Below are 23,248 nucleotides of genomic sequence, written 5' to 3'. Positions count from 1 at the left end.
GGGTGATTCCTCAGGCAATCAAGCGGTTGTTCAACCATGGCTTGCTGGCCATTCGCTCGGCCTCAAAGGCCTTGATCTTGTCGGCGTGGCGCAGCGTGAGGCCAATGTCATCAAAACCGCCCAACAAGCAGAACTTGCGGAAGGACTGAATCTCGAACGGCAACTCGCTGCCGTCGGCCTTGATCACCCGCTGGCGCTCCAGATCGATGGTCAATTGGTAGCCGGGGAAGGCATGCACCTCGTCGAACAGCTGCGCTACCTGAGCTTCAGGCAATTGGATCGGCAGGATGCCGTTCTTGAAGCAGTTGTTGAAGAAGATGTCGGCAAAGCTCGGTGCAATCAGGGCTCTGAAGCCATATTGCTCAAGCGCCCAGGGCGCATGCTCACGGCTTGAGCCGCAACCAAAATTGCTGCGAGCCAGCAAGACCGAGGCACCGGCATAACGCGGCTGGTTCAGCACAAAGTCCGGGTTAGGCCGGCGCGTGGCGGGATCTTGCCCCGGTTCGCCGGCATCCAGATAGCGCCATTCGTCAAACAAGTTAGGGCCGAAGCCGCTGCGCTTGATCGACTTCAGGAATTGCTTGGGGATGATCGCGTCGGTGTCGACGTTGTCGCGGTCCATCGGCGCGACCAAGCCCTTGTGGAGGGTGAATTTCTGCATAGTGAAGTCCTTGCGGTCTATTTCTTCTTGGCCGTGTCTTCGATCTTCTCGCCGACCTTTTGCAGATCGCGTCCGAAACCGTTGACGGTGTTGCAGCCGGCCAAAAATGCCAAGCCCATGAACAGAATTGCGAGCTTTTTCATATCAACTCCTGCGGTTAAACCAAACGACGAACATCGACAAAATGCCCTTGCATCGCAGCCGCGGCGGCCATCGCCGGGCTGACCAGATGGGTGCGGCCACCAGCGCCCTGGCGGCCTTCGAAATTGCGGTTGCTGGTCGAAGCGCAGCGCTCGCCCGCCTCCAGGCGGTCGGCATTCATCGCCAAGCACATCGAGCAACCCGGCTCGCGCCACTCAAAGCCGGCCGCCTTGAAGATCACGTCCAGCCCTTCTGCTTCGGCCTGCGCCTTGACCAGGCCCGAACCCGGTACCACCATCGCCAATCTAACATTGGCTGCCAATCGCCCACCGATGCGCCGCACGACAGCGGCGGCCTCACGCATGTCCTCGATGCGGCTATTGGTGCATGAGCCGATAAAAACCTTGTCGATGTGGATGTCGGAGATCGCCTTGTTCGGCTCCAGGTTCATGTATTGCAGCGCCCGCTCGATCGCGCCGCGCTTGACGGCGTCTTTCTCCTTGTCGGGGTCGGGCACACGCTCGTCCACGCCCAACACCATCTCGGGCGAGGTGCCCCAGGTGACTTGCGGGCGAATCTGCGCCGCGTCCAGGTCCACCACCAAGTCGAACTTGGCGCCGGCATCCGAATGCAGGCCACGCCAGTAGCTAACGGCTTGTTCCCACTCATGACCCGTCGGCGAGAAAGGCCGGCCCTTGCAGTAGTTGATGGTGGTGTCATCCACCGCGATCAGGCCGGCGCGTGCACCCGCCTCGATCGCCATATTGCAGACCGTCATGCGCCCTTCCATGCTCAAGGCACGGATAGCTGAGCCGCCAAACTCGATCGTGAAGCCGGTGCCACCGGCGGTGCCGATCTTGCCGATGATGGCCAAGACGATGTCCTTGGCGCCACAGCCTGCGGGCAGCATACCTTCCACCCGAACCAGCAAGTTCTTCGCCTTGCGCGCGAGCAGCGTTTGCGTCGCCAGCACATGCTCGACCTCGGAGGTGCCGATGCCATGCGCCAAGGCGCCAAACGCGCCATGTGTGGAGGTGTGGCTGTCGCCGCAAACGACGGTCATGCCGGGCAGCGTGGCGCCCTGCTCCGGGCCGATCACATGGACGATGCCTTGGCGCTTGTCGTTCATCTTGAACTGCGTCACTTGGTGGCGGTCGCAGTTCTGATCCAGCGTGTCCACTTGCAGCTTGGAGACCGGGTCGGCAATGCCTTCGCTGCGGTCGGTGGTCGGCACATTGTGGTCACTGACCGCCAAGTTCGCGGACAGGCGCCAGACCTTGCGATGAGCCAGATCCAGGCCCTCAAACGCCTGCGGGCTGGTCACCTCATGCAGCAGATGACGGTCGATATAGAGGGTGGCGGTGCCGTCTTCCTCGGTGTGGACGACATGTTCATCCCAGAGCTTGTCGTAGAGCGTGCGAGCGGTCATTGCGATATTCCTTTCAGCTTCTCAATTTTCATAGATTGCGGGCACAGCGCTTCAACAAAATGCTGCACCACGGCGGGCAGGCGTTCTTGGGCGGCGACACCCAAGCAATATTCCCGTTCGGCCCAGGGCTCATCCAGCCTCAGCAGGCTGACTTCAAAGACGCGCGAAAAGCGCTCCGCCGGCACGGCCGGCAAGACCGCCACACCCAGGCCGGCTTCGACCAACTGGGCAATCGCATCAAAGCCGCGCACCGCCAAGCGCGCATTCAGCGTACGGCCCAGCAGCAAAGCCTGCTCGCGCATCAACTGCTGCGCCGACGCGCCGGCATGCAGGCCGACCAGATCGAAGTCCAGCAGGTCCTTGAAGCTGACCGAGGCGCGACCGGCCAAGGCATGGCGCTTCGGGATCAACACGCCCAAGCGGCTGCTGCGGTAGGGCCAAACCTGCAAGCGGTTGTCCAGCAAGGGACTGGTGAACACGCCGACATCGGCGCGCCCTTCGGCCACCGCCGCCTGCACCTCGGCGCTGGTCAAGTCCTCAAGGCTGATACGAATCTGCGAGTGCGCTTGGCTGAAAGCAGCCAGATCGGGCGGCAGACATTCGGCAATCGCGCCACTGTTGGCGGCAATCCGCAAATGGCCCTTGATGCCGCGCGCAAACTCCACCACCTCGCTCTCCAGCGCATGCAGCGAAGCATGCAGCGAGCGGATATGGCGCACCAGCGCCCGGCAGGCCTCGGTCGGCTCGACGCCGCGTGAGCGCCGCTCAAACAACTGCACGCCCAGCCGGGCCTCCAGATCCGACACCCGCTTGCTCGCCGCCGCCAGCGCCAGATGCTCCTGCTGCGCGCCGCGCGTGATCGAGCGCGTTTGCTCAATCGCGAGCACAAGGTTGAGGGAGGTGAGGTCAAGCCGCATGGCGCGACTTTAACCCTTCGCGGTTAACTCGACTTGGCTTGAATTAGCAAGTTACTCTTCGTAACGCGCGAAACCACATCTAAAAAAGAACGGAACTCAGGGCCGCGGAATCGCGTAGGTGCCGACCGCATGCGCCACCGGCTCCAACTCGCCTTCGGAGAACAGGTCTACCTCGCCGACCGCCAGTGTCTGGCCAATCTTCTTCATTCGGCAGACGCCCAAAATATCTCTGTCCGCAGACGGCTTGCGCAGGAAATTGATATTCAGGCTGGTCGTGACGGCCAGCGGCATGATGCCGATCTGACCCAACAAGGCCACATACAGCGCCACATCCGCCACCGTCATCAACACCGGGCCGGACACCGTGCCGCCGGGGCGCAATTCGGCCTCACCGACCGGATGGCGGACAGTGGCCGTACCCGCGGACACAGACTCCACCCGGCACTTGGTTTGAGGGAAACTGGCGGCCAAGAAGGCTGCAATCTCGGCTTGGCTAGGTGTAGCTGTCAACGTGGGATCCTCTGGCTGAAGCCCTGCCAAAGGCGGGCAACAGCCGACTCTATCAGCTCGACGAATCTGCCCCCCCCGGCGCTGCTACAGGTGCTTGAAACCGAGCATGGAGCATCAAGCCCGCCGCCGCATATTTGAGCCCGAGCAATTCGTCAAGCGGCAAAAACAGGGGAAAAGGTCAGCTTGATAGATCGCTGCACCGATAGAGCGATCTATTAATATGAATTTTTAGCTCATGCCACTGACTAGCCGGGCTGCGGGTATGCAGTTGAAGTGCAGCCGATTGCTCGATTTGGTATTCCAACAAACCCCAGGAAAGACCCGAACAGTATGCGTATCACGATCACCCCACTTTTGCTGCTGAGCAGCCTGACTCTATTGTGCAACGCCAGCGTGCAGGCTCAGGCGAACCCCGAAGCCATCCGGGTTTGCCATGAAAACGAGGACGCTTTTCCCTGGCTGCTGAAGGACAAGCCCGGCTACAGCCAGATCATGATGACTCAGCTTGAAAAGCAAATCAGCATTCCGATCAAGCTAATGCCGATGCCCTGGAAGCAATGTCTGGCCGATCTGAAGGCCGGCAAGGTTGACGGCGCGATGAACGCCAGCTTCAACGCCGAGCGAGCCGAATTTGCGCAATATCCGCTGAAGCTGGACGGCGAAGCCGATGCCACCAAACGCATGTACCGCGCCACCTATGCCCTGTACAAGGGCAAGGGCACTGCTCTGAGCTGGGACGGCAAGGCCTTGACTGCCAGCGGCACCATCGGGGCTCAAACCGGCTTCTCGATCGTCGCGCAACTCAAACAGCTGGGCGCCAAGGTGGAAGACAGCTCGCCAACGGCAGATGAGCTGCTTGGCCGCGTCGCGTCCGGCCGCTACTTGGCGGCGGCTCTGCAGACCACCGAGGCCGACAACTCTCTGTCCAGCCTACCGGCCTTGCAAGCCAAGGTTGAGCGGGTTTCGCCGCCCTTGGTCGAGAAGGCCTACTACACGATATTTTCCAAGCCCTTCTTTGCCCAATATGGGCAGACGGCCCGCGATGTCTGGCGCCTGCAGGGCAAGCTGCGCGAGTCGCCCGAGTTCAAGGCGCAGGTGTCTCATCTGATGAAGTCGGTCGACTGAAGAAGGCACAAAGGGCGGTGAAAGCGCAACGCGCGCAATGGCACATGTGCCATTGCGCGCGCCTCACTTTGAACTCGCCAATTAAATGACCCTGCCCTATTACCTTGCCAAGCGCCAAGCGGGTCTGAAGTTCACGCTGCGCAACCGGGTGCACGTTTGAGTGTCCAGCCTCATCGACCTGCAAGTCATTGCCCGGCTGATGCTCCCGGGGCAGATGAACTCGCAAGGGAGGCCGACCCCTTGGCCGAAAAGGCTTGATGATGCAGTCGACCGCCCCTTCCGCAAAACCTCACACCATCGCGAGCACAATTAAAACAGGCGTTACCCACTACTTCCATCACCTTCCAACACTCATGCGAGGCGCCGACACCTTCGCCGAAAGCCTGTTCTGCTTCGCTAAGCAGAAAAATTTTGTTCACACGAATCACACGTTGCGCTGTGCCCCCCCAGCCAACACATTCTTGACAGCAGTCGAGGCTATGGATTACGCAGCTTCGAGCGGGGCTGTCCAAAACAATGTGGCAACAACTCTTCGAGTCGGCTGCTGAGAAAACTACCGACCTTGCCGGCCAAACGCTTTGAGGAAATGCTGCCTCACCGGTGGGTACCGGCTGAGAGGCCCACCTGAACAGCACCGGCGTACTCAAGACGGGTTGGCAGAACCGACACCTTGTCCAGGGAATTTCACCGTTTGACCACACGAGGTTTTCTTTTGCCGAAAGTGTGTACGGTGCCTTGTCGCCATGCGCTTGAGGGCCGTTTGCCAATCACAAGATCACTTATACCCCGCCAAGCAAGCTCTGCACCCCGAGGCACCGGGTGCAGGCACGCTTCAAACGAAGGGCTGTAAACCCCGTTAACTTTCTACATTCGGTAGATTACGCTGACCCAGGCTAGCGGTTTTTTCTCCGTGCTGGTATCCGCCTGCGGGGGACCACCCTTGCCTCGCCAAGCCAAAGCGCCATCCAACTCCAAGGCCTTCAGTTGCATCCGGACGCCAAGGCCAGCGCCACTCAACTTGCGACTGTTCAGTACGGTTTGTGGCGTCGGCGCTTTGTTGATTTGCACCTTGCCAATATCAGCAAAGGCGTAAGGTCGAATAGCCCCTGCTGCATAGCGCAACTCCATTTGAGTAAGCCAACCCTGATCTCCAGTGGCTTCGCCATTGGGGAAGCTGCGCACACCGCCCGCGCCACCCAGCGTGATGCGCTCACTAGAGTCCAGATTCTTGTCCGCCATTTGAGCGCTGAAGCGGCCAAAAAAGCTCAAATCCGTCGTCAAATTTTGCATGCGCACGATGTCAAGGTTGATTTTGGCGAAACGTCCTGCCGTGCGGTTGTGGTCTGCCGCAGCCAGGGACTCGGCCAACTTGAGCGTGCCGGGCGTCATGCTGAGGCTGCCAAAACTGATGCCGCCCTGTCCAAAGTTGTCTCGGCGGTCGAAATCGAATGTCAGCACCAAGGCATCGCTGGTTTTCCCTTCGCTAATGCCAGCTTTCGAATCCTGCAGGCGCTTGTGTTGATAGCTGGTCGAGGCTTTCAGATTGGCATTGTTTGTGCGTAGCAAGGGGTAGTTCAGCCCAATATTGCTGACCTTGGCGGTGCCGGTCGCATCGGCGCTGGCAAACTCCTTGCCCAATTGGTAGTCGGTGTGGGCATAGCTGACAGTGGCACGCAGGCCTCGGCTGCCCAGCGGTGTGCTGTAGGCCAGGCTACCCAACCAGAGTTTTTCATCGCTTACGAGGCTGCGCAGGCTGATTTGGTCGCCCAAACGCATGGGGCTGTTCCAGTCCAGATTGACTTGCAAGCGATTTCGGCCGCTGTAGCGGTTGCCGTGGTTATCCAGTCCGACACTCCCGACCAGCGTGTTGGCGCGAGTGACTTCCACCTCAAGATCGCCGCTCCCGACCTTGCTGCCTGGTTGCATCAAGGGTACGGCCAGTACCCCCGGTTGATCACCCAGAATCAAAGTCGCGCGCTCCAGCGGTGCGCTTGCGATGACGGAGCCGGGCTGGAGCGAGCTCAAGAACTGTTCGGCCTGTGCCGCCCAAGAAGGGTTGTTGCTATTCGCCCGGATTTGCCCGTACTCCCCCTCCAGCACCTGGATGCGCAAGATGCCTTCGCTGACATCTTGCGGCGGCAAGTAGGCGCGCGCAAACAGAAAGCCGCGCTGCTGGTAGAACTCGCCGACCCGTTCGGCCAAGCTGCGCAGGCCAGCCAAATCGAACTTTTTGCCCTGTGCATCTGCCAGCAGACCCTCCAGTGCCGCGCTGTCAATGACCGTATTGCCGCCGATCTGCACCGAGTTGAGCTGCACCAACCGGCCTCCGGGCAACACAAGATCTGTGCTGGGGGTGGGCATCGTGAGTCGAGGGGCTTGGCGCTGCGGCTCCGGCTGCCGCCTGAGCTCTTGCGACAGTTGCCCGGCGTCCGGCAGAGTCTGTGCGTGAGCGCTCAAACTTGCCATGCTGGCAATCAAGGTCAGGCTGGCGATGCTCACAAGGCGCAGGACATGCGGTTCAGCTGGCGTCATGGTTTGAGGCTCGGTGGTGAGGTTGTGTTGATGATTCATGGCCTGATTCATTGTTCTTTCCCGCCTTCTTGAACGGTATTTGGGACAGCATTTGGGACGACGGCGCGCAAGTCCGGCAATCGAATGCCTCCCGCGACTACCAGCATTCGCAAGACGCCGGTCGATCCAATCGAGCTACCCATGTCGCCGGCCGGGGGCGTAGCCGCAGCCGTTTGCTTGGGCGCGCCGGCAGGGTCGCTGCTTGAATTGGCGGCTGGCACGGCCGGGACATCGACCATGACAAACGCGCCGGCACCAAAGTTGACTACGCTTACCGGAGGGGTGCTTGCCACGACGGCGGTGGCAGAGGGGGTGTTGCCGGCAATCACGTTGGCGTTGACGGCCGGTGTGATGCTGAGGTCTCCATTGATCGCGGTAATGGCGTAATTGCTGTTGCTCAGGTCCTGCGCGCTGATGACATGGCTGCCGATGTTTTCGCCGCTGGCACGAGTGAGGGCGCCGCCAAGGCTGTCGCTACCCACAAGACTGCCGCCGCTGACTTGGTAGCTGAGGGAGGGATCGATATTTCCGTAGGTCTTGGTCTTGTTGTCTGCCGTGACGATGATAGGACGCGGCGTAATGCTGAAGGCGCCACTGACCGGCGTGATTGCGTAGTTGGCATTGGCCAGCGCCGAGGCATCGATCGCATAGCTGCCAACATTGCTGCCGGCCGCCCGCGTCAGCGCACCCGACAGCGTGTCTTCGCCGACCAGACTGCCGTTGCTGACTTGCCAAGTCAAGGCCGGGTCGGTATTACCGTAGACCTTGCTCTTGGCGTCGGCGGTGACCGTGAGTGGGCGGGGCGAGATTGTCAGCGAGCCGTTGTTGGCGGTTATCGCGTAGTTGCTGTTGGCCAGCGCCGAGGCATCGATCGCATAGCTGCCGGCATTGCTGCCGGCCGCCCGAGTCAGCGCACCCGACAGCGTGTCTTCGCCGACCAAGTTGCCGTCGCTGACTTGCCAAGTCAAGGCCGGGTCGGTATTACCGTAGACCTTGCTCTTGGCGTCGGCGGCGACGGTGAGTGGGCGGGGCGAGATTGTCAGCGTGCCGTTGTTGGCGGTGATCGCGTAGTTGCTGTTGGCCAGCGCCGAGGCATCGATCGCATAGCTGCCGGCATTGCTGCCGGCCGCCCGCGTCAGCGCACCCGACAGCGTGTCTTCGCCGACCAAGCTGCCGTCGCTGACTTGCCAAGTCAAGGCCGGGTCGGTATTGCCGTAAACCTTGCTCTTGGCGTCGGCGGTGACGGTGAGGGGTCGGGGCGAGATTGTCAGCGTGCCGTTGTTGGCGGTGATCGCGTAGTTGCTGTTAGCCAGCGCCGAGGCATCGATCGCATAGCTGCCAACATTGCTGCCGGCCGCCCGCGTCAGCGCACCCGACAGGGTGTCTTCGCCGACCAAGCTGCCGCTGCTGACTTGCCAAGTCAAAGCCGGGTCGGTATTGCCGTAGACCTTGCTCTTGGCGTCCGCTGCAATAGTGATGGGGCGAGGGTCGATGGCCAGGCTTCCATCTGCGTATTGAATGGTGTAGTTGGTGCTGCTCAGGCCCTGAGGCCGCAGGACATAGCTGCTGCCGGCGTTGATGGCGCCTTGACTGCTACCCGTGTAGCTGAGCGAGCCCGAAAGTACGCCAGCAGTCTCGCCACCCACCAAGCCGCTGTAGCTGACGCCGCTGCCTCCGCTGAAGGCCACGCCGTCATAGGTTTTACGAACATTGCTGGCCGAGATGGTCAGTGGTGCAGGGCTGATCAACAGGCTGCCCAGCGTGTTGCCGGAGCTTGCCGTGGTGTAGCCCGATTTCAGCACTTCCACCGACAAACCCGTGTAGTTGCCGGCCAATGTGATGCTCGAGACCACGGTGCCGCCAAGTTTGAACTGGTAGTCGGTTCCTGCCGTCCAGCCGGTGTAGCCGCTTCCGAACATAAGGCTCGGAGACCATAGTGAGTACAAATCGTAGGCGCTGCCTTTGTAGACGACGCTAAGCGGCGAGAGGGTGTAGCTGATTGCAGTAGTGCTGGGCGGCGTAATGCCTCCCACCGCGACGGAAAGTGGGCGATTGTCCAGCCCGGTGGCGAAGGTGAATCCCGCGCTGGCGGCTGGCGCAATGGTCCCAGGCTTGAAGAGTATGCCCATACCAGTATCGGCCGTCTCGGTATTGCCTTTGACCTGTGTGGCAGCCCGGGTCACCATATTGGCCAAGGTGCCACCAAAGAACTGTCCTCCAAATCCAACGCTGGAATTTGCATTGGTAGAGTAGTAGAAGATCTTCGCCGTGCTGCCGCCCGACAGCGTGGCGTAGGCATCGCCCGCCGCGCTGGTGGCCGACACTACATTGAACTCGTCGCCGGCGGCTCGCGTGTGGTCAATGGTTTGGGTAGTGTTGTAGCTACCGCCTCGGTCCACGGTGTTGTCGGGGTCAAAGCTGCGGATGAAGGTGACGTTGTCCAGGGCAACGCTGCCGACATTTTCCAGCCCTACATCGTTGGTGAAGTACTTCTCACCTGCGGCTAGCTTGAGTGTTTGTGTCACCTTCAGTTTGCTCGCCAAGGTGGCGCTCACCTGGGCGCTGGCCACGTTGTCGCTGCCTATGCCCAACAAACGGTAGACGGCGCCATTAACTGTGGTAGCGAAGTTGGCGCCGGAGCTCGCGGCGCCAGCGATGTCATAGCCGGCCGTGAAGCGCTCCTCGGGAGAACCAGGCAAGAAATAGTCGATGCGCAGATCGGTGCCCACGCCAAAGCCGTCGGCATCGCCGACCATGCCCACGCCCGACAAGCCGGTCTTGCGCCCGAAGAACAGGCTGGGCTTGATGGTGGAGCCGAACTTGCCGCCTTGGGCCTTGCTGATGCCGATCTCGATATATTGGTTGCCCAGGAACAGGTCGCCGTTGACGCTGGCGTAGCGCAGGCTGTTCGCATCGCTCCCCTTGCGCCATTGTTGCGACCACCCGGTGACGGAGGCCGCCGAGTCCTGCGTGTAGGCACTGCTGCCACCGCCGGCGGCGCCTTGCCCGAACAGAAAGATCGCGCCGCCGGCCGAGCTGTTGGACGAACTGATATTGGCGTTGACGTTGATATTGTTGTGAGCCGAAAGCGTCAGCGTGCGGTTGCTGCTCCAGGCGATAGGGGCGTTGACATTGATGTCACCGCTGCCGGCGCTTTCCCCGCTGCTGGTACTGGGCGTGTTGCTGCCACTGGTGGTGATGCTCACGTCGCCACCGCTCAATGCGCTGACGATATTGCTCGCCAGCGAGGCATCGATATTGACATCCACCGGGTCAATCAACCAGTGACCGGCGGCCACGCGGGCCGCCGCGCTCATCGAGAAATGCTCACCCGAGGTTTCTACAAAGCCTCCTGGGGCTTGAATGCTGCCAGCCAGATTGAGTTGGCCGCCATGGGCAAACAGCACCACATTACCGGTCGCGCCACTGCTTAGACTTTGCGCCTCGATCACACCGCTGTGGTTGATCACGCTGCTGGCCAGAACTTTCGCGGCCTGCGAGCTCAGCCAGACCTGACCGCCGTCTGCGCGGATTGCGCCGCCGTTGTCGATCAGCGTTTCGAGGAGTTCATTGGCCACCTTCAGCTTCACCGGGCCACCCAGATCCATAACGACCTTGGAGCCCGCGCCCATCAGCACCTGGCCGCCCGGGGCGTTAATGCTGCCGCTATTGCTGATCTTGGCGGCAATCAGGGCCACGGCGCCACCGGAGGCTGCCGAAATTCGCCCTTGATTGATGATGGCGTTGCTACTTTCGCCCGCAAAATGGTAGCGCCCGGCAAGAAAGTCGTTATTGTCCAGCTTCAAGGTACTGGCAACGAGGGACCCGACATTGACTTGCGCGGTCGGCGTGAACAGAACGCCGTTGGGATTGAGCAAAAAGACCTGCCCATTGGCATTCAAAGCACCTTGGATTCGCGACACCTCGTTGCCCACCACGCGGTTCAATGCCACAGAATTGGCCGAGGGCTGAACGAAATTGACCGTGTGGCCCGCACCAATATTGAAACTTTGCCAGTTGGTCGCCAGCAGAGTGCTGCTTTGTTGCACCGTCAACACATTGCCCGCACTGTGGACCTGCGCTTGGCCCGCAACCACTTGCGCGCCGCTGGGTAGATTGGCGGCTCCCGGCGTTTGAGCTATGGCCAAACCGGCGCTAAAGCAAGCGCTCAGGCAGGCAAGGAATTGGCTTTTCTTGAACATCGATCGGCAGCCTTTGTTGCTGACTTTGCAGGGAAGTGCCGCGTATTCGGCCCCCGTTTGTCCGGCCTGTCTGGAGGGCGCCCAGGCAAATTTGGATTGATGACTCATGAATGGACTCCAAGGGTTGGCAAGGTCTTGCTTGAATGGCACGCTTAGCAAGCTACGACTGCCCGGGGAGGGCCTTCAATCGGCTGCAAAAACGCAAGATCGAGTATTTCGGGCTAGGGTTTCCATCGATCCCGCAATAAGCACCGATTTCAGTTCCTTTTTTGGGCTTGACCGAACGATGCGTTAAGAGGCTATTGCAGGGGGAAAGATCGAGCCGAAGTGGTCCCAGCCCCCATCGGGCTTATGAAGGTCATCGCCGATTTGCGGCCGGAGATTGGCAGCCCTGCACTCAAAATTCGGCTGAGAACGGCAGCACCTGCGGCCTTTTGCCTTGTCATACCTGTTTTCTCTGGCCGCTGGGTTACCGAAGCAAGAGAAAAAAGGCGCCCCCATGGTCAGTCCGAGATGGAAGGCCCAGCCGGTCAGATTCAGCGGCCGCTTTGCCACGCTCACGCCGTTACCGCGGCACAGGCTGCTCCGCTGAGCATCGCTCGACTAGCTGTGCAGAATGGCCTCGCTCAAGTTTGAGGGTTTGACCTCGAGCCAGAGCGACTAGGGCTGCGCGCTGCGGTTGCGCATGTCCAGCCGCGCCCAGACGCGCTTCGGCGTCCAGTCCAGCTAGACCTGTTGTGAGCCCGGCTGAAAACCGGGCTGTGAGTGGAGCTGCCAATCGGCACTGGCCAGCGCCTGGGCGGGGCTCAAGCGCGGGCGCTCGGCCGCCTTGCCGTCCGCGGCTGCCGGCAGCACAAGCTGAGCTCGGCCAATTCAACCGAGCTGCTCAGTGGCGGCCGCTCGACGCCCTGCATGCCATGACCCAGCCAACCCAACAAGCCGGCCAGCACGACTCAGCCCAATATCGCCGCCAGCGCTTGCGCCCAATACGGCCTCGTGCGGGCTTCTATTTGAGCGGGCGGGAGCGTCGCAAAATTCACCGCGTTTGCTCGCTGGACGGCTCGTTGTCTTGAACAGGGTCAATGTCAGGCAAGAGCCCGGCACTCAGGCGGTATTCCTTCGGGCTCATACCGCTTTGGGCGCGAAACGCCTGCGAGAACGAGGTCTGGGTCTTGAAGCCAAGCGCCTCGCCGATATGGTTCATGGGCATCGCGCTTGTGCAGCAGCAGATCGCAAGCGGCGCGAAAACGTTCTAGCCGCAAAAATTCGAATACCGACAGCCCCGTGTTCTGATGGAATACCTCGCTCAGGCTGCGTTCATTGCTCGCGACGGCATGGGCCAATTCCCTCAGCGTGGGCGTGTGGCTGAGGTTCCTCGCTCTGCGCCAGGGCATCGGCACCTGGGCTCCGATCCTCCTCGGCCCGCAAGTCGCTTCCCGACCGATGCGCCAGGCGCAGATGAACGAGCAAGCCGGCCCGAACCGGTCAAGAAAATGATGGGGATGGCGGCCAGACGAGGTGTGGCCTTGAACAGACGGCATCTGCATCTGCATGGCCTGATCAAAGCCGGCCCGACCGCCGAGCGCGGCAAACAGACGATAACCCTCGCTGCGCAGCATCTCGGACAAGAGACGGATGCTGCGGGCATCGTCGTCGATCAGCAGAATGGCGTGCGAGGGCTGCATCGCTGCCGGACAAAGAGGGTTCAAGCGCTGGGGCTCCTTTGAGCCGCGCCGTGTCGCACGCACAGCGGCCCTTGCCGCCCCGGGCAATCAGCTAAGCGAGCGGCTTGCAGGCAAGGAATGCCCTCGGTGGCGATGGGCCCGAACTACACCAGCACCTCAACACTGGCCGGATGCCCCAAAAAGCCCTCGGGGCTGGCACTGCGACCATAGGCGCCGGACTGAAACACGACCACCAAATCGCCAATCTCTGCCGCCGGCAGATCCATCCGGTCGGCCAGCAGATCCAAGGGCGTACACAGCGGCCCGACCACCGACACCGATTCGCGCTCGACGCTGCCGGCCTTGTTGCCAATCGTGACCGGGTAGTTCTTGCGGATCACCTGGCCGAAATTGCCCGAGGCCGCCAGATGGTGGTTGAGGCCGCCATCGGTGACCAGGTAAACCTGGCCACGCGAGGTTTTGCGGTCAACAATTTTTGTGACATAGATGCCCGCCTCACCGACCAGGTAACGCCCTAGCTCGATGACCAGCGAAGCCTCCGGTAACTCGGTCGCGGCGCGCGCCACCAAGGCCTGCAGATTGGCCGAAATCGGCGCCAAGTCAAGCGGCTGCTCGCCGGGGAAATAGGGGATGCCGAAGCCGCCGCCGAGATTCAGGAACTTGACCGGCGACGGCGCGAGTGCGGCCAAGCGCAGCGCCAACTCGTAGGACTTCTGCTGCGCCTCGCAAATCGACTCGGGACGCAGGTTTTGCGAGCCCGCAAACAGATGGAAACCTTCAAAGGCCAGCCCTAAGCGCCCCACCTCGGCCAGCAACTCGGGCATTTGCTCGGTATCGATGCCGAACTGCTTGGGGCCGCCGCCCATCTTCATGCCCGAGCCCTTCAACTCGAAGTCCGGATTGACGCGGATCGCCACCCGCGCGGGTAGCCCCAAGCGCGCCGACGCCTCGGCCAGCACCGGCAACTCACGGGCCGATTCCACATTGATCAGCACACCCGCCGCCACCGCCTGCCGCAACTCGATGTCCCGCTTACCGGGGCCGGCAAAGCTGATCTCGGCTGGGTCGGCGCCGGCGTCCAAGGCCACCTTCAACTCGCCGGCCGAAGCCACATCGATACCGTCCACCAGGCCCGCCATCAAGCCGACCACCGCCGGCATCGGGTTGGCCTTCATCGCAAAATGCAGCTTCACCTGCGCCGGCAAAGCCTCGCGCAACTGAGCCACACGGGCCCGCAAGAGCTCGCGGTCATAGGCGAAGAACGGTGTTTGGCCGACCCGCTCGGCCAGCACGGACAAGTTCTGGTCGCCGACCCGTAGTTCGCCGCTTGCTTCAACTTGGAACTGCGCCATCGGCGCGTGGATCGGTGCACGCTTCACTGCAATTGCATCAGACATGGCTTGGGGTATCTCTAAAGTATTCAGGAGGCGAGGTGGCGTTCTACCCACGCGGTAGACAGCAGCTTGCGATCGATTTTGCCGTTGGGGTTGCGCGGCAAGGGCCCCACCTGCACCTCGATGCCGGCCGGCACCATATAGGCTGGCATGTGCTGGCGGCACGCCGCTTGCAGCGCGGCCATGTCCAGCTCGGCCGCCCCGCTTGGCGCCGTGGCGATCACCTGGATCGCCTGACCCAAAGTGGGGTGATCAACACCGAAGGCGACGCATTCACCAACCAACTTGCTGGCGTACAGAATCTCTTCAACCTCCGTCGGGCTAACCCGGTAGCCCGAGGTCTTCATCATCTCGTCGCGCCGACCGATGAAGTACAAATACCCTTCGGCATCCCGGCGCACGGTGTCGCCGGAGAACACCGCATATTCGGGCAGTTGCAGCCCGGAATGCCGACCCGGAGCCCCTGCCGGCAAGAGCTTGTAGCGCTCGGCCGTCTTTTCGGCGTCGTTCCAATAGCCCATGCCGACCAAGGCGCCGCGGTGCACCAACTCGCCCGGCTCCTCCGCCTCGCAAGGGCTGCCGTCCTCGCGCAGCACCAGAATTTCGGCGTTAGGAATGGCCTTGCCAATGGAGTCGGGCCGGCGGTCCACCTCGGTCGGCGGCAAATAGGTCGAGCGAAAGGCTTCGGTCAGGCCGTACATCAAAAACGGCTTGGCCGCCGGCACATGAGCGCGCAGCCTATCCAAGGTCTCGCGCGGCATGCGCCCGCCGGTGTTGGCAAAGTAGCGCAGGTTCTCCTTGATGGGGGCCGGCCACTCCAGTTGCGCCAACTGGATATAGAGCGGCGGCACGGCGGTCAGGCCGGTGACCTTCTCGCGCTCCATCGCCTTCAACACATCGCGAGGCATCAGGTAATTCAAGAGCACCACCCGCGCGCCGCTATGAAAAGCGGTGGTCAATTGACTGAAACCGGCATCAAAGGACAAAGGCAAAGCGGCCAGCAAGGTGTCCCGCGCATTGTTCTCAAGATAGGACGCCACACTCTTGGCGCCGGCCACCATATTGCGATGCGACAGCACCACGCCCTTGGGCCGGCCGGTCGAACCCGATGTGTAGAGAATCGCGGCCATATCGGTGTCGATGACGCGGTGGCCGGCACATGCAGGCGCAGCCAGCAACTCGCTCCAGCCAATCAGGCCATGACCCTGCCCTGCTTCGGGCTTCTGCGCGCCCTCGGTCAGCACCACATGGCGCAGCGCCGGGCAAGTCTGCAAGGTTTCGCCCAGCAAGGCGTAGCGCTCGGGCGATGTCAGCAGCACCCGCACATCACAGTCCTGCATGATGAATGCGACTTGCTCGGCTTTGAGCAAGGGGTTCAGCGGCACGAACACCGCGCCTGCCGCCGGCGCACCAAAACTGGCGATCACCGTCTCGAAGCGCTTTTCCAGGTAGATCGCAACTCTTTCGCCCCGCTGCACGCCCAGCGCCATCAAGCCGGAGGCAAAAGCATCGACCTCGGCATTCAGCTCTGCATAGCTCTGCCGATTCTGGCCGTATTGCAGCGCCGGCGCATCGGCAAATCGCTCCGCCGCGCAGGACAAGAGCTCATTCAAACGAATCGATTCGGGCATGCTGATGTGGAATATGAAGTGGGCACAATTTGACGGAAAAGTATCGCACACCGATTTGCCCTGGCTATTGACGCGACAAGCATGAAAACGTGTGAGATTTCACCGAACTGCGGCGGCAATACTGCCCACGTAAACTTCAGCGCAGCAGATAAGATGCCGAATCTCTTCTCATGGGCACCCGACTTGTTTGGTGTGCCCTGCCCGCAACGTTTTTTTGCGAGCGAGCAACAACAGGACTTCAAGCAATATATGGATACGCAACAGCAAATACTACGGATTTTGGATGATGTCTTGAGCCTGGGCGGCCGAAGCGCCGGCTTTGATAGAAGCACTCATTTGCTAGGAGCCATCCCCGAGCTTGACTCAATGGCCGTAGTGAACCTGATCACCAGCCTAGAAGATCAACTCGGCATCATGGTCGATGACGACGAAATCGACGGAGAAACCTTTGGCACCGTAGGCTCCTTGACCGACTTCGTGACCGCCAAGTTGGCTGCTTGACCAAGCTATCCTTAGAAAAGACGAGAAACAAACTTCTGCCGTGACCCAAGCGCCACACGCCTTCTTTTTGCCCGCAGCGCCGCCCTCCACAGGCCAGCGTTTCTGTATCTTCCACGCCTCGCAAGGTGGCACTGTGCTCGGGCGAGTGGTCTATGTGCACCCATTTGCGGAAGAGATGAACAAGTCCCGCCGAATGGCCGCGATTCAATCGCGCGCACTGGCCGCGGCCGGGTTCAGTGTTTTGCAAATCGATTTGCACGGCTGCGGCGACAGTTCGGGTGACTTTGGCGACGCCAGTTGGGACGGCTGGGTCAACGATGTGGTGAAGGCGGTCGACTGGTTGACAGAACGTGACGAGGCACATGCCAATGCGCCTTTGTGGCTATGGGGTCTGCGCGCCGGGTGTTTGGTCGCAGTCGATGCTGCGGCCAAATTGAACGAGCCGAGTCACTTCTGCTTTTGGCAGCCCGCGATATCCGGAAAACTGATCCTGCAGCAATTCTTGCGGATCAAGTTGGCCGCCGATATGTTAAGCGGCAATAGCAAGGGTTTGATGGATGAGATGAAACTGGCTTTGGCGCAGGGGCAATCGCTGGAGATTGCCGGCTACGCTTTGTCGGCTGCATTGGCTCGAGGTCTGGAACAGGCGGCATTGCTGCCCCCTTCCACCCGTGCCGCCGACAGCATTGACAGTTTCAGATTGGCGTGGTTTGAATTGAGCAGCCGCGAAGACGCAGAACCCACGCCCGCTAACCAGCAACACCTAAAGAAATGGGCCGCTGCGGATTTCGCTGGCCAAATCCAGCTGATTCAAGGCCCTTCGTTTTGGCAGACCCAAGAAATCGAAGACGCCCCGGCACTGGTCACAGCGACTTGCGCCGCCTTCTTAACTGAGAGTGAAATATCTGAAAAAAATAGGGCTACAAGGATATGAATCGACCATATGTTGAAAGTGTACTTAACTTTCACTGCGAAGGAGAAAATTTACTCGGCATTGTGTCTACACCAAAGCCTACGCACCCAAGTAACGACCTTGGCGTCGTGATCGTAGTTGGGGGGCCGCAGTACCGAGCAGGTAGCCACCGACTCTTCGTGCAGCTAGCGCGGTCGCTTGCGAGCAAAGGTTTTGCCACCCTGCGCTTTGACTACCGGGGTATGGGAGACAGCAGTGGATTGGCTCGTGACTTTCTAGCGGTTACCCCCGACATTAAGGCGGCAATTGACGCATTAATGAAGGCCCAGCCTCATTTAAATCAAATCACTCTTTGGGGCCTTTGTGATGGCGCTTCCGCAAGCCTGCTATATTTCGATGACACCCTAGATGATCGAGTCAAAAACGTAATAATCGTCAATCCTTGGGTGCGTTCAGCAGAGAGCCTAGCACGCACGCAAGTCAAATATTACTATTTACAACGACTTCGGCAGCCAGAGTTCTGGCGCAAGCTATTCAGCGGAAAGGTTCCGGCATCTGCCATCAGCGGTTTAGGCGAAAATATTAAGCAAGCGTCTCGAGCCTCATCTTCGCCAGCAATAGCGCATACTTCCTTTCAAACCCGCATGGCGCGTGCCTTATCGAACGACAAGCTGAGTATCTTATTAATACTTAGTGGACAGGACTACACAGCCAAAGAATTTATTGAATACTCAAACTCATCAAAAGGTGCCAGAAGATTTTCATCTAAATCAACATTAAGCCGCATAGATCCCCTAGCGGCCGACCATACATTTTCGTCCTCCGCAGAAAAAGAGAAAATTATTACAAAAATACAATCTTGGCTTAATGATAATTTAACGAGTCACAAACATTGACATGCTGAATTCCGGAAAAATGCTAGCAACAGCAACCAAGCTTCCAATGACAAAATTGGCCGCAAGTCGCTCGGCAAAGCTACTTTATTGGATAAGCCGAGCGATATCAATCTGCACGAATGGGCGGGCAATTTTTCAGGTATATCTTCTTTGTGCCCAACCCATTAAAAAAAACAACCTTCTTCCGCATCCCAGCAACAAAACGGAAGTCAAGAAGATTAATGCATCAAACCCACTTTCAAGTCAATTTCCGAGAAATGACCTAGTCAACAACGGTCGCTTTTCCAGAGGTCACGTCTGCTTCGCCGCCACTGTGAAAGAAAGCTTCGCAGGACATATATGGCTAGCATTTAAATACTACGACGAAGACGAAGTTCACTGCAAGTTCACCCTCCCAGACAACGCACAGGGAGTATGGGACTACGACGTCTATGTCGCGCCAAATTTTCGCCTCACTAGGGTTGCCAAGACTCTGTGGGATACGGTCAACAAGCATCTTCTGGAAAATAATATTTCTTGGACCTTCAGTAGAATTTCGATTTTCAATCCGGCGTCAATTCAATCACATGAAAGATTAGGCGCCGTGCATATTGGAACCTGTAGTTTTCTCAGATGGGGGTCACTGCAAATTGCATTACTACCGGGGCGCAAGTTGCCTTACATCACTTTATCGAAGACTCAGACGCCAAGTATTGAGTTGAAAATTCCAATAAAAACATGATTAAAATGAAAACCAAGTAAAATACCCTAAGCAGGTTTAAAAACTTGATTTATACCAATCAAAAATTATAGACCCACATACGCGGCACCATGATCAAAAACATAACGCCACGCAATAAAATACAAAGATCAGATAATTACTATAAAATTCCCAACGCAAATCCAGAATTTTGATTAAATTATTAATTCAAAATCAACAATTAATATATATCATATTGACAACCGACGAATATATAGATTATTAATTTTTATTCAATTAAATATCATTACCCCGTCGAAACAAATAGCAACGAAACACGCCCCAAACATGAAAATACCTTCCACCACTGCGACCATATCAACCATATTTTCAATATTGATCACCCTCTCACCAGCGACCCAAGCAAACACATCCATGTGCGGTGAATTGGAAAATGGCTACGGACCCTGGGATGTTCGTAGCGATTTAGGCAAATTACAGGTAGTATACAATTACCACTTTAGTCCTGCCGTGGAATCTCTAACAAAAAGCATGACCAGCTCTTTCGGTGCGGATATTGGCTATACCCTGCGTGCCATCCCAAATCAACCAAAGGCTCTTCTCGCTATGATTCGGCTAGGCGAGCGCGAGAAAAGGGACAAGCCGATCGGCTCGATCTACACCGTTGAGTGTTGGCTAGACAGAGCCATTCGTTTTCGCCCCGACGACAATATTGTAAGAATGATTTACGCAGGCTATTTAGGTAAAAATAAACGCAAATCTGAAGCTCTTCAGCATTTAGATATAATCCTAGCACAAACCAACGACAACCCATTTACGCTCTACAATCTTGGCATGATATATGCCGATCTTGGTGAGTTCAAAATGGCACTTAAACAAGCTCACCGCGCATCTTCACTAGGATTCAAAAACACCGGCTTAAGAAAACGTCTGGAAGCAGCAGGAGAATGGAACGAGGACGAACCAACTGCGAGCAGCAATGATTCTGGCAACTCAGAACCCAAAATGACGGACGAACGCTCCCCTTCACCATAGCCAGATCTTCATTCAGAGGCGATTCTATTCAAAAAAAAAATCACAAAAAAAAAGCTTTTCCTTTGCAAAATGCGCGAATTCACCTCTATTTGAAGCATACCAAGCACCTTCGGACAATTAACACAACGCCACCTGACCATAGACTCACCTGTTCTTTACGCCAAACATATATATAATTTCGTCGTGAATAAACACAAACGCGTTTTGATGGTGGCTTTTCATTTTCCGCCTCTGGCTGGCAGCAGCGGCATACAACGCACGCTGCGATTCGCGCAACACCTCCCTATGCTAGGTTGGCAGCCACTGGTTCTAACGGCAAGAACAACTGCGTATGAAAGAACCAGCGACGACCTAAGCCAGGAGATACCGAGTGGTAGTATTGTGCGTAGAGCACTAGCCCTAGACGCCGCTCGCCACTTGGCAATAGGTGGCCGCTATTTTGGCGCAATGGCCAGACCAGATCGTTGGGCGAGTTGGAAATTTGATGCCGTACGCGTCGGTATGAAAATGATCAAGGAGTTCCGACCAGATGTACTCTGGAGTACCTACCCAATCGCCACGGCCCACTTGATCGGAGCTGAACTGCAGCGACGATCAGGTCTGCCTTGGGTCGCTGACTTTCGTGACCCGATGGCGCAAAACGGCTACCCGGAAGATCCTTTGACTTGGCATGCGTTCAAGCGTATTGAAACCCTAGCGATTTCCAAGGCCGCTCGATGCACTTTCACAACGCCCAGCGCGAGTAAAGAGTATCAACAGCGCTACCCTGAAGCGGCCCATAGAATTAGCCTGCTCGAGAATGGCTATGACGAAGAGACGTTCAGTCGAGCCGAGGCTTCGGCGGACAAAACCCCACTCAATCCTGGAGCCTTTACATTGCTGCACAGCGGCATTGTCTATCCCAGCGAGCGCGATCCGACCCAACTGATTCAGGCGCTTGCGTTGCTACATAAGGCCGGACGCATCCATCCCGACCGCCTTAAGCTGCGCTTTCGTGCCGCCGTCGCAGAAGACATGCTCCATCGCTTAGCGATTGAAAATGGCGTATCAGCGTACCTCCAAGTGCTACCTGCGGTTCCCTATCAACAAGCACTATCCGAGATGCTAAGAGCAGATGGGCTGTTGATTCTTCAAGCGCGCAACTGCAACGCACAAATCCCGGCCAAGTTGTACGAATATCTCCGTGCTCGGCGCCCTCTCGTCTGTTTAACAGACCCCGAAGGAGACACGGCTGCCACCCTGTTTGCGGCCGACATTCGAACGTTGGCGCCGCTGGATGACGCATCCAAAATCGCCGACCTATTGCTAAGTGTCGTTGCTCCAAATTTAGACCCACTACTTTCCATGGCCTCCCAGCAAGCTGTTGAAGAATCATCGCGGAAAGGTCGAACCGCAATCTTGGCCAAACTCCTAGACGATTTGGCACACCAAGGTGCAAGCAAGTGAGCACCCGTCGGGCGCTGCTATTTTCCTTCCTGGATCGGTACTGTGGATTGATCATTTCGATCGCCGCCTCCATGGCGATCGCGCGCTTGTTGCCGCCTAGTGAAATGGGGATTTTTTCGGTTGGCATGGCGTTGCTACTGCTGGCCAATACCGTTCGCGACATGGGGGCCGGCCAGTACATCGTGCAAGTCAAGCAACTCACGTCCGAAGGCATTTCTGCCGTTTGGACCATTCAGCTTGGAATTGGCGCTGCATTGGCAATCCTGACAGCCGCCATCGCCGTACCCGCCGCCGCCTTTTATCAAGAGCCGAAAATCAGCGGTGTTCTCGTGGTGATGTCAGTTGGCTACCTAATCAACCCGTTCGGCTCCATCACCTATGCATTATTGATGCGTGAAATGCGCTTCGAACGAGTCGCGTTGATGCGCCTTGCCGCAGCCCTGTCTAGCGCCGTCGTTTCCACAGGCTTGGCCTATTACGGTCATGGCGTCATGAGCTTAGCCTGGGGCAGTCTTGCTGCCACAGTCGCCAATGCGCTGGTTGCTCTATGGATGCGGCCTACAGGCACGCCGTGGGGTTTGAGCGTGAAGGGGATTCCCGAGGTAATTGGCTTTAGCGGGCGTTTAGCAGGCACTTCAGTGATTACTACGATAGTAGTTTCAACGCCAGATTTCTTGCTCGGCAAATTTCAAGACATGCATGCTGCCGGTTTGTACTCGCGAAGTAATGGCCTTGTTTCAATGTTTTCGAGACTTATCATGGACGCCGTTCAAGGCGTTGCCCTCAGTCTTTTTTCGCAGCAGCGCCGCGCCGGGCAGGATATGAAACCCGCATTACTCAAGGCCATGAGCTATATCATCGTGCTGAACTGGATGTTCTGTGCCTTGTTGGCCTTGCTCGCATTACCGATCACAGTTGTGCTGTATGGGAATCAATGGGGAGAGAGCGTGAACCTAACGCGATGGTTAGCGCTCAGCTGCGCCCTGGGCGCACCTGTTGTACTGTTCGAAATCGGCAGTACCGCGGCAGGTCGATCCGATTTACTGATGCGCGCAACCTTCCTTTCGGGATGCATCACGGTCGCAGCAATGCTTGTTGGCACAATGAGTAGCCTGGAGACCTTGGGGCAGCTAATAGCGCTAGCATCACTATGCAGCACCGCTATCTGGGCCTTCAGCGTACGTAAAACTCTTGGAGTTTGCTGGAAAGAACTGTTTGGCGTCCTGTGCCAGAGTGCCATCACAACTATATTGGCCATGGCATTGCCCATTGCACTCATGTATTTCCACTTTCAACACCTGCACCAAAGTCAATTGCTAACCCTTCTGGCGTTGGGCACCTGCGGGCTCGCTTGTGCCGTCGGTGCGGTATTTTTGACTAAACACCCTTTAGCCACAGAGCTACGCCGCCTCCTCAAGAATTTTCTTGGAAAATTTATCGCCTAGGAACGTGGCAATACTTTTCTTGAGAGTCTTCGCTCAAAAAATAATG

General features: G+C 58.0%; 19 protein-coding genes. 9 read left to right on the top strand and 10 right to left on the bottom strand.

Features of this window, described 5'->3' with window-relative positions; all coding sequences use genetic code 11:
• Positions 1–10: 10 nt before the first annotated feature.
• The 5 genes from leuD to LNV07_RS11755 all read right to left on the bottom strand — a co-directional run bounded on the left by leuD (position 11) and on the right by LNV07_RS11755 (position 3,658).
• Entirely contained in the window at positions 11–661 is a 651-nt protein-coding gene (gene leuD, locus LNV07_RS11775) for a 3-isopropylmalate dehydratase small subunit (protein WP_263571359.1), read from the bottom strand.
• A 17-nt stretch (positions 662–678) separates the two neighbouring features.
• A complete protein-coding gene (locus LNV07_RS11770) occupies positions 679–804 on the bottom strand; it encodes an entericidin A/B family lipoprotein (RefSeq protein ID WP_263571358.1) in 126 nt (41 codons plus the stop codon).
• A gap of 14 nt (positions 805–818) precedes the next feature.
• The gene (gene leuC, locus LNV07_RS11765; protein WP_263571357.1) at positions 819–2,231 is read right to left on the bottom strand and encodes a 3-isopropylmalate dehydratase large subunit; all 1,413 of its coding nucleotides are present in this window, start codon (positions 2,229–2,231) and stop codon (positions 819–821) included.
• Entirely contained in the window at positions 2,228–3,148 is a 921-nt protein-coding gene (locus LNV07_RS11760) for a LysR family transcriptional regulator (RefSeq protein WP_263571356.1), read from the bottom strand. The genes leuC and LNV07_RS11760 overlap by 4 nt, the downstream gene beginning before the upstream one ends.
• Before the next feature lie 96 nt (positions 3,149–3,244).
• A complete protein-coding gene (locus tag LNV07_RS11755) occupies positions 3,245–3,658 on the bottom strand; it encodes a PaaI family thioesterase (protein WP_263571355.1) in 414 nt (137 codons plus the stop codon).
• Between the two features lie 330 nt (positions 3,659–3,988).
• Here LNV07_RS11755 and LNV07_RS11750 point away from each other — a divergent pair, with 330 nt between their 5' ends.
• On the top strand, positions 3,989–4,783 hold the full coding sequence (locus tag LNV07_RS11750; RefSeq protein WP_263571354.1) for a substrate-binding periplasmic protein: 795 nt from the start codon (positions 3,989–3,991) through the stop codon (positions 4,781–4,783).
• An 864-nt stretch (positions 4,784–5,647) separates the two neighbouring features.
• On the opposite strand, the gene LNV07_RS11745 is transcribed toward LNV07_RS11750, so the two are convergent.
• The 3 genes from LNV07_RS11745 to LNV07_RS25545 all read right to left on the bottom strand — a co-directional run bounded on the left by LNV07_RS11745 (position 5,648) and on the right by LNV07_RS25545 (position 12,760).
• The gene (locus tag LNV07_RS11745) at positions 5,648–7,354 is read right to left on the bottom strand and encodes a ShlB/FhaC/HecB family hemolysin secretion/activation protein (RefSeq protein WP_263571353.1); all 1,707 of its coding nucleotides are present in this window, start codon (positions 7,352–7,354) and stop codon (positions 5,648–5,650) included.
• A gap of 8 nt (positions 7,355–7,362) precedes the next feature.
• Positions 7,363–11,556, bottom strand: a complete 4,194-nt coding sequence (locus tag LNV07_RS11740) for an MBG domain-containing protein (protein ID WP_263571352.1) — start codon at positions 11,554–11,556, stop codon at positions 7,363–7,365.
• 1,036 nt (positions 11,557–12,592) lie between these two features.
• Entirely contained in the window at positions 12,593–12,760 is a 168-nt protein-coding gene (locus LNV07_RS25545) for a helix-turn-helix domain-containing protein (protein ID WP_397545562.1), read from the bottom strand.
• Positions 12,761–12,848: 88 nt separating this feature from the next.
• On the opposite strand from LNV07_RS25545, the gene LNV07_RS25540 reads away from it, so the two are divergent.
• Positions 12,849–13,283, top strand: a complete 435-nt coding sequence (locus LNV07_RS25540; RefSeq protein WP_397545561.1) for a hypothetical protein — start codon at positions 12,849–12,851, stop codon at positions 13,281–13,283.
• Positions 13,284–13,384: 101 nt separating this feature from the next.
• On the opposite strand, the gene LNV07_RS11730 is transcribed toward LNV07_RS25540, so the two are convergent.
• Positions 13,385–14,638: a pyridoxal-dependent decarboxylase, exosortase A system-associated gene (locus LNV07_RS11730; protein ID WP_263571350.1), complete on the bottom strand. Its 1,254-nt coding sequence runs from the start codon at positions 14,636–14,638 to the stop codon at positions 13,385–13,387.
• 23 nt (positions 14,639–14,661) lie between these two features.
• Complete coding sequence (locus LNV07_RS11725) at positions 14,662–16,266, bottom strand: acyl-CoA ligase (AMP-forming), exosortase A system-associated (protein WP_263571349.1); 1,605 nt, start codon at positions 16,264–16,266, stop codon at positions 14,662–14,664.
• Between the two features lie 81 nt (positions 16,267–16,347).
• Here LNV07_RS11725 and LNV07_RS25450 point away from each other — a divergent pair, with 81 nt between their 5' ends.
• From LNV07_RS25450 to LNV07_RS11690, 7 genes are all read left to right on the top strand, one after another.
• A complete protein-coding gene (locus LNV07_RS25450) occupies positions 16,348–16,767 on the top strand; it encodes an acyl carrier protein (protein WP_318013719.1) in 420 nt (139 codons plus the stop codon).
• Between the two features lie 67 nt (positions 16,768–16,834).
• Positions 16,835–17,701 carry a hydrolase 2, exosortase A system-associated gene (locus tag LNV07_RS11715; protein ID WP_263571348.1) on the top strand — a complete coding sequence of 289 codons (867 nt, stop codon included), beginning with the start codon at positions 16,835–16,837 and terminating at the stop codon, positions 17,699–17,701.
• A complete protein-coding gene (locus tag LNV07_RS11710; RefSeq protein WP_263571347.1) occupies positions 17,698–18,576 on the top strand; it encodes a hydrolase 1, exosortase A system-associated in 879 nt (292 codons plus the stop codon). The genes LNV07_RS11715 and LNV07_RS11710 overlap by 4 nt, the downstream gene beginning before the upstream one ends.
• A gap of 1 nt (position 18,577) precedes the next feature.
• Positions 18,578–19,297 (top strand): GNAT family N-acetyltransferase, encoded by a 720-nt coding sequence (locus LNV07_RS11705; protein WP_263571346.1) that lies wholly within the window; start codon positions 18,578–18,580, stop codon positions 19,295–19,297.
• Positions 19,298–19,603: 306 nt separating this feature from the next.
• On the top strand, positions 19,604–20,311 hold the full coding sequence (locus LNV07_RS11700; protein ID WP_263571345.1) for a tetratricopeptide repeat protein: 708 nt from the start codon (positions 19,604–19,606) through the stop codon (positions 20,309–20,311).
• A 207-nt stretch (positions 20,312–20,518) separates the two neighbouring features.
• Entirely contained in the window at positions 20,519–21,757 is a 1,239-nt protein-coding gene (locus LNV07_RS11695) for a glycosyltransferase (protein ID WP_263571665.1), read from the top strand.
• On the top strand, positions 21,754–23,202 hold the full coding sequence (locus LNV07_RS11690; RefSeq protein WP_263571344.1) for an oligosaccharide flippase family protein: 1,449 nt from the start codon (positions 21,754–21,756) through the stop codon (positions 23,200–23,202). Before LNV07_RS11695 ends, LNV07_RS11690 begins: the two co-directional genes overlap by 4 nt.
• Positions 23,203–23,248 lie beyond the last annotated feature (46 nt).

The sequence above is a fragment of the Roseateles oligotrophus genome (genome assembly GCF_025717515.1).
GTDB classification, from domain to species: Bacteria; Pseudomonadota; Gammaproteobacteria; order Burkholderiales; family Burkholderiaceae_C; genus Paucibacter_A; species Paucibacter_A oligotrophus.
Note: the sequence above shows the minus strand (reverse complement) of the source record. Positions and strands in the feature narration are given on the sequence as shown.

Excerpts from the sequence above, each read along its gene's own strand:
- leuD (WP_263571359.1), bottom strand. The coding sequence starts at position 661 with ATGCAGAAATTCACCCTCCACAAGGGCTTGGTCGCGCCGATGGACCGC.
- LNV07_RS11770 (WP_263571358.1), bottom strand. The coding sequence starts at position 804 with ATGAAAAAGCTCGCAATTCTGTTCATGGGCTTGGCATTTTTGGCCGGC.
- leuC (WP_263571357.1), bottom strand. The coding sequence starts at position 2,231 with ATGACCGCTCGCACGCTCTACGACAAGCTCTGGGATGAACATGTCGTC.
- LNV07_RS11760 (WP_263571356.1), bottom strand. The coding sequence starts at position 3,148 with ATGCGGCTTGACCTCACCTCCCTCAACCTTGTGCTCGCGATTGAGCAA.
- LNV07_RS11750 (WP_263571354.1), top strand. The coding sequence starts at position 3,989 with ATGCGTATCACGATCACCCCACTTTTGCTGCTGAGCAGCCTGACTCTA.
- LNV07_RS11745 (WP_263571353.1), bottom strand. The coding sequence starts at position 7,354 with ATGAATCATCAACACAACCTCACCACCGAGCCTCAAACCATGACGCCA.
- LNV07_RS11740 (WP_263571352.1), bottom strand. The coding sequence starts at position 11,556 with ATGTTCAAGAAAAGCCAATTCCTTGCCTGCCTGAGCGCTTGCTTTAGC.
- LNV07_RS25545 (WP_397545562.1), bottom strand. The coding sequence starts at position 12,760 with ATGAACCATATCGGCGAGGCGCTTGGCTTCAAGACCCAGACCTCGTTC.
- LNV07_RS25540 (WP_397545561.1), top strand. The coding sequence starts at position 12,849 with ATGGAATACCTCGCTCAGGCTGCGTTCATTGCTCGCGACGGCATGGGC.
- LNV07_RS11730 (WP_263571350.1), bottom strand. The coding sequence starts at position 14,638 with ATGTCTGATGCAATTGCAGTGAAGCGTGCACCGATCCACGCGCCGATG.
- LNV07_RS11725 (WP_263571349.1), bottom strand. The coding sequence starts at position 16,266 with ATGCCCGAATCGATTCGTTTGAATGAGCTCTTGTCCTGCGCGGCGGAG.
- LNV07_RS25450 (WP_318013719.1), top strand. The coding sequence starts at position 16,348 with ATGAAAACGTGTGAGATTTCACCGAACTGCGGCGGCAATACTGCCCAC.
- LNV07_RS11710 (WP_263571347.1), top strand. The coding sequence starts at position 17,698 with ATGAATCGACCATATGTTGAAAGTGTACTTAACTTTCACTGCGAAGGA.
- LNV07_RS11705 (WP_263571346.1), top strand. The coding sequence starts at position 18,578 with ATGCTGAATTCCGGAAAAATGCTAGCAACAGCAACCAAGCTTCCAATG.
- LNV07_RS11700 (WP_263571345.1), top strand. The coding sequence starts at position 19,604 with ATGAAAATACCTTCCACCACTGCGACCATATCAACCATATTTTCAATA.
- LNV07_RS11695 (WP_263571665.1), top strand. The coding sequence starts at position 20,519 with ATGGTGGCTTTTCATTTTCCGCCTCTGGCTGGCAGCAGCGGCATACAA.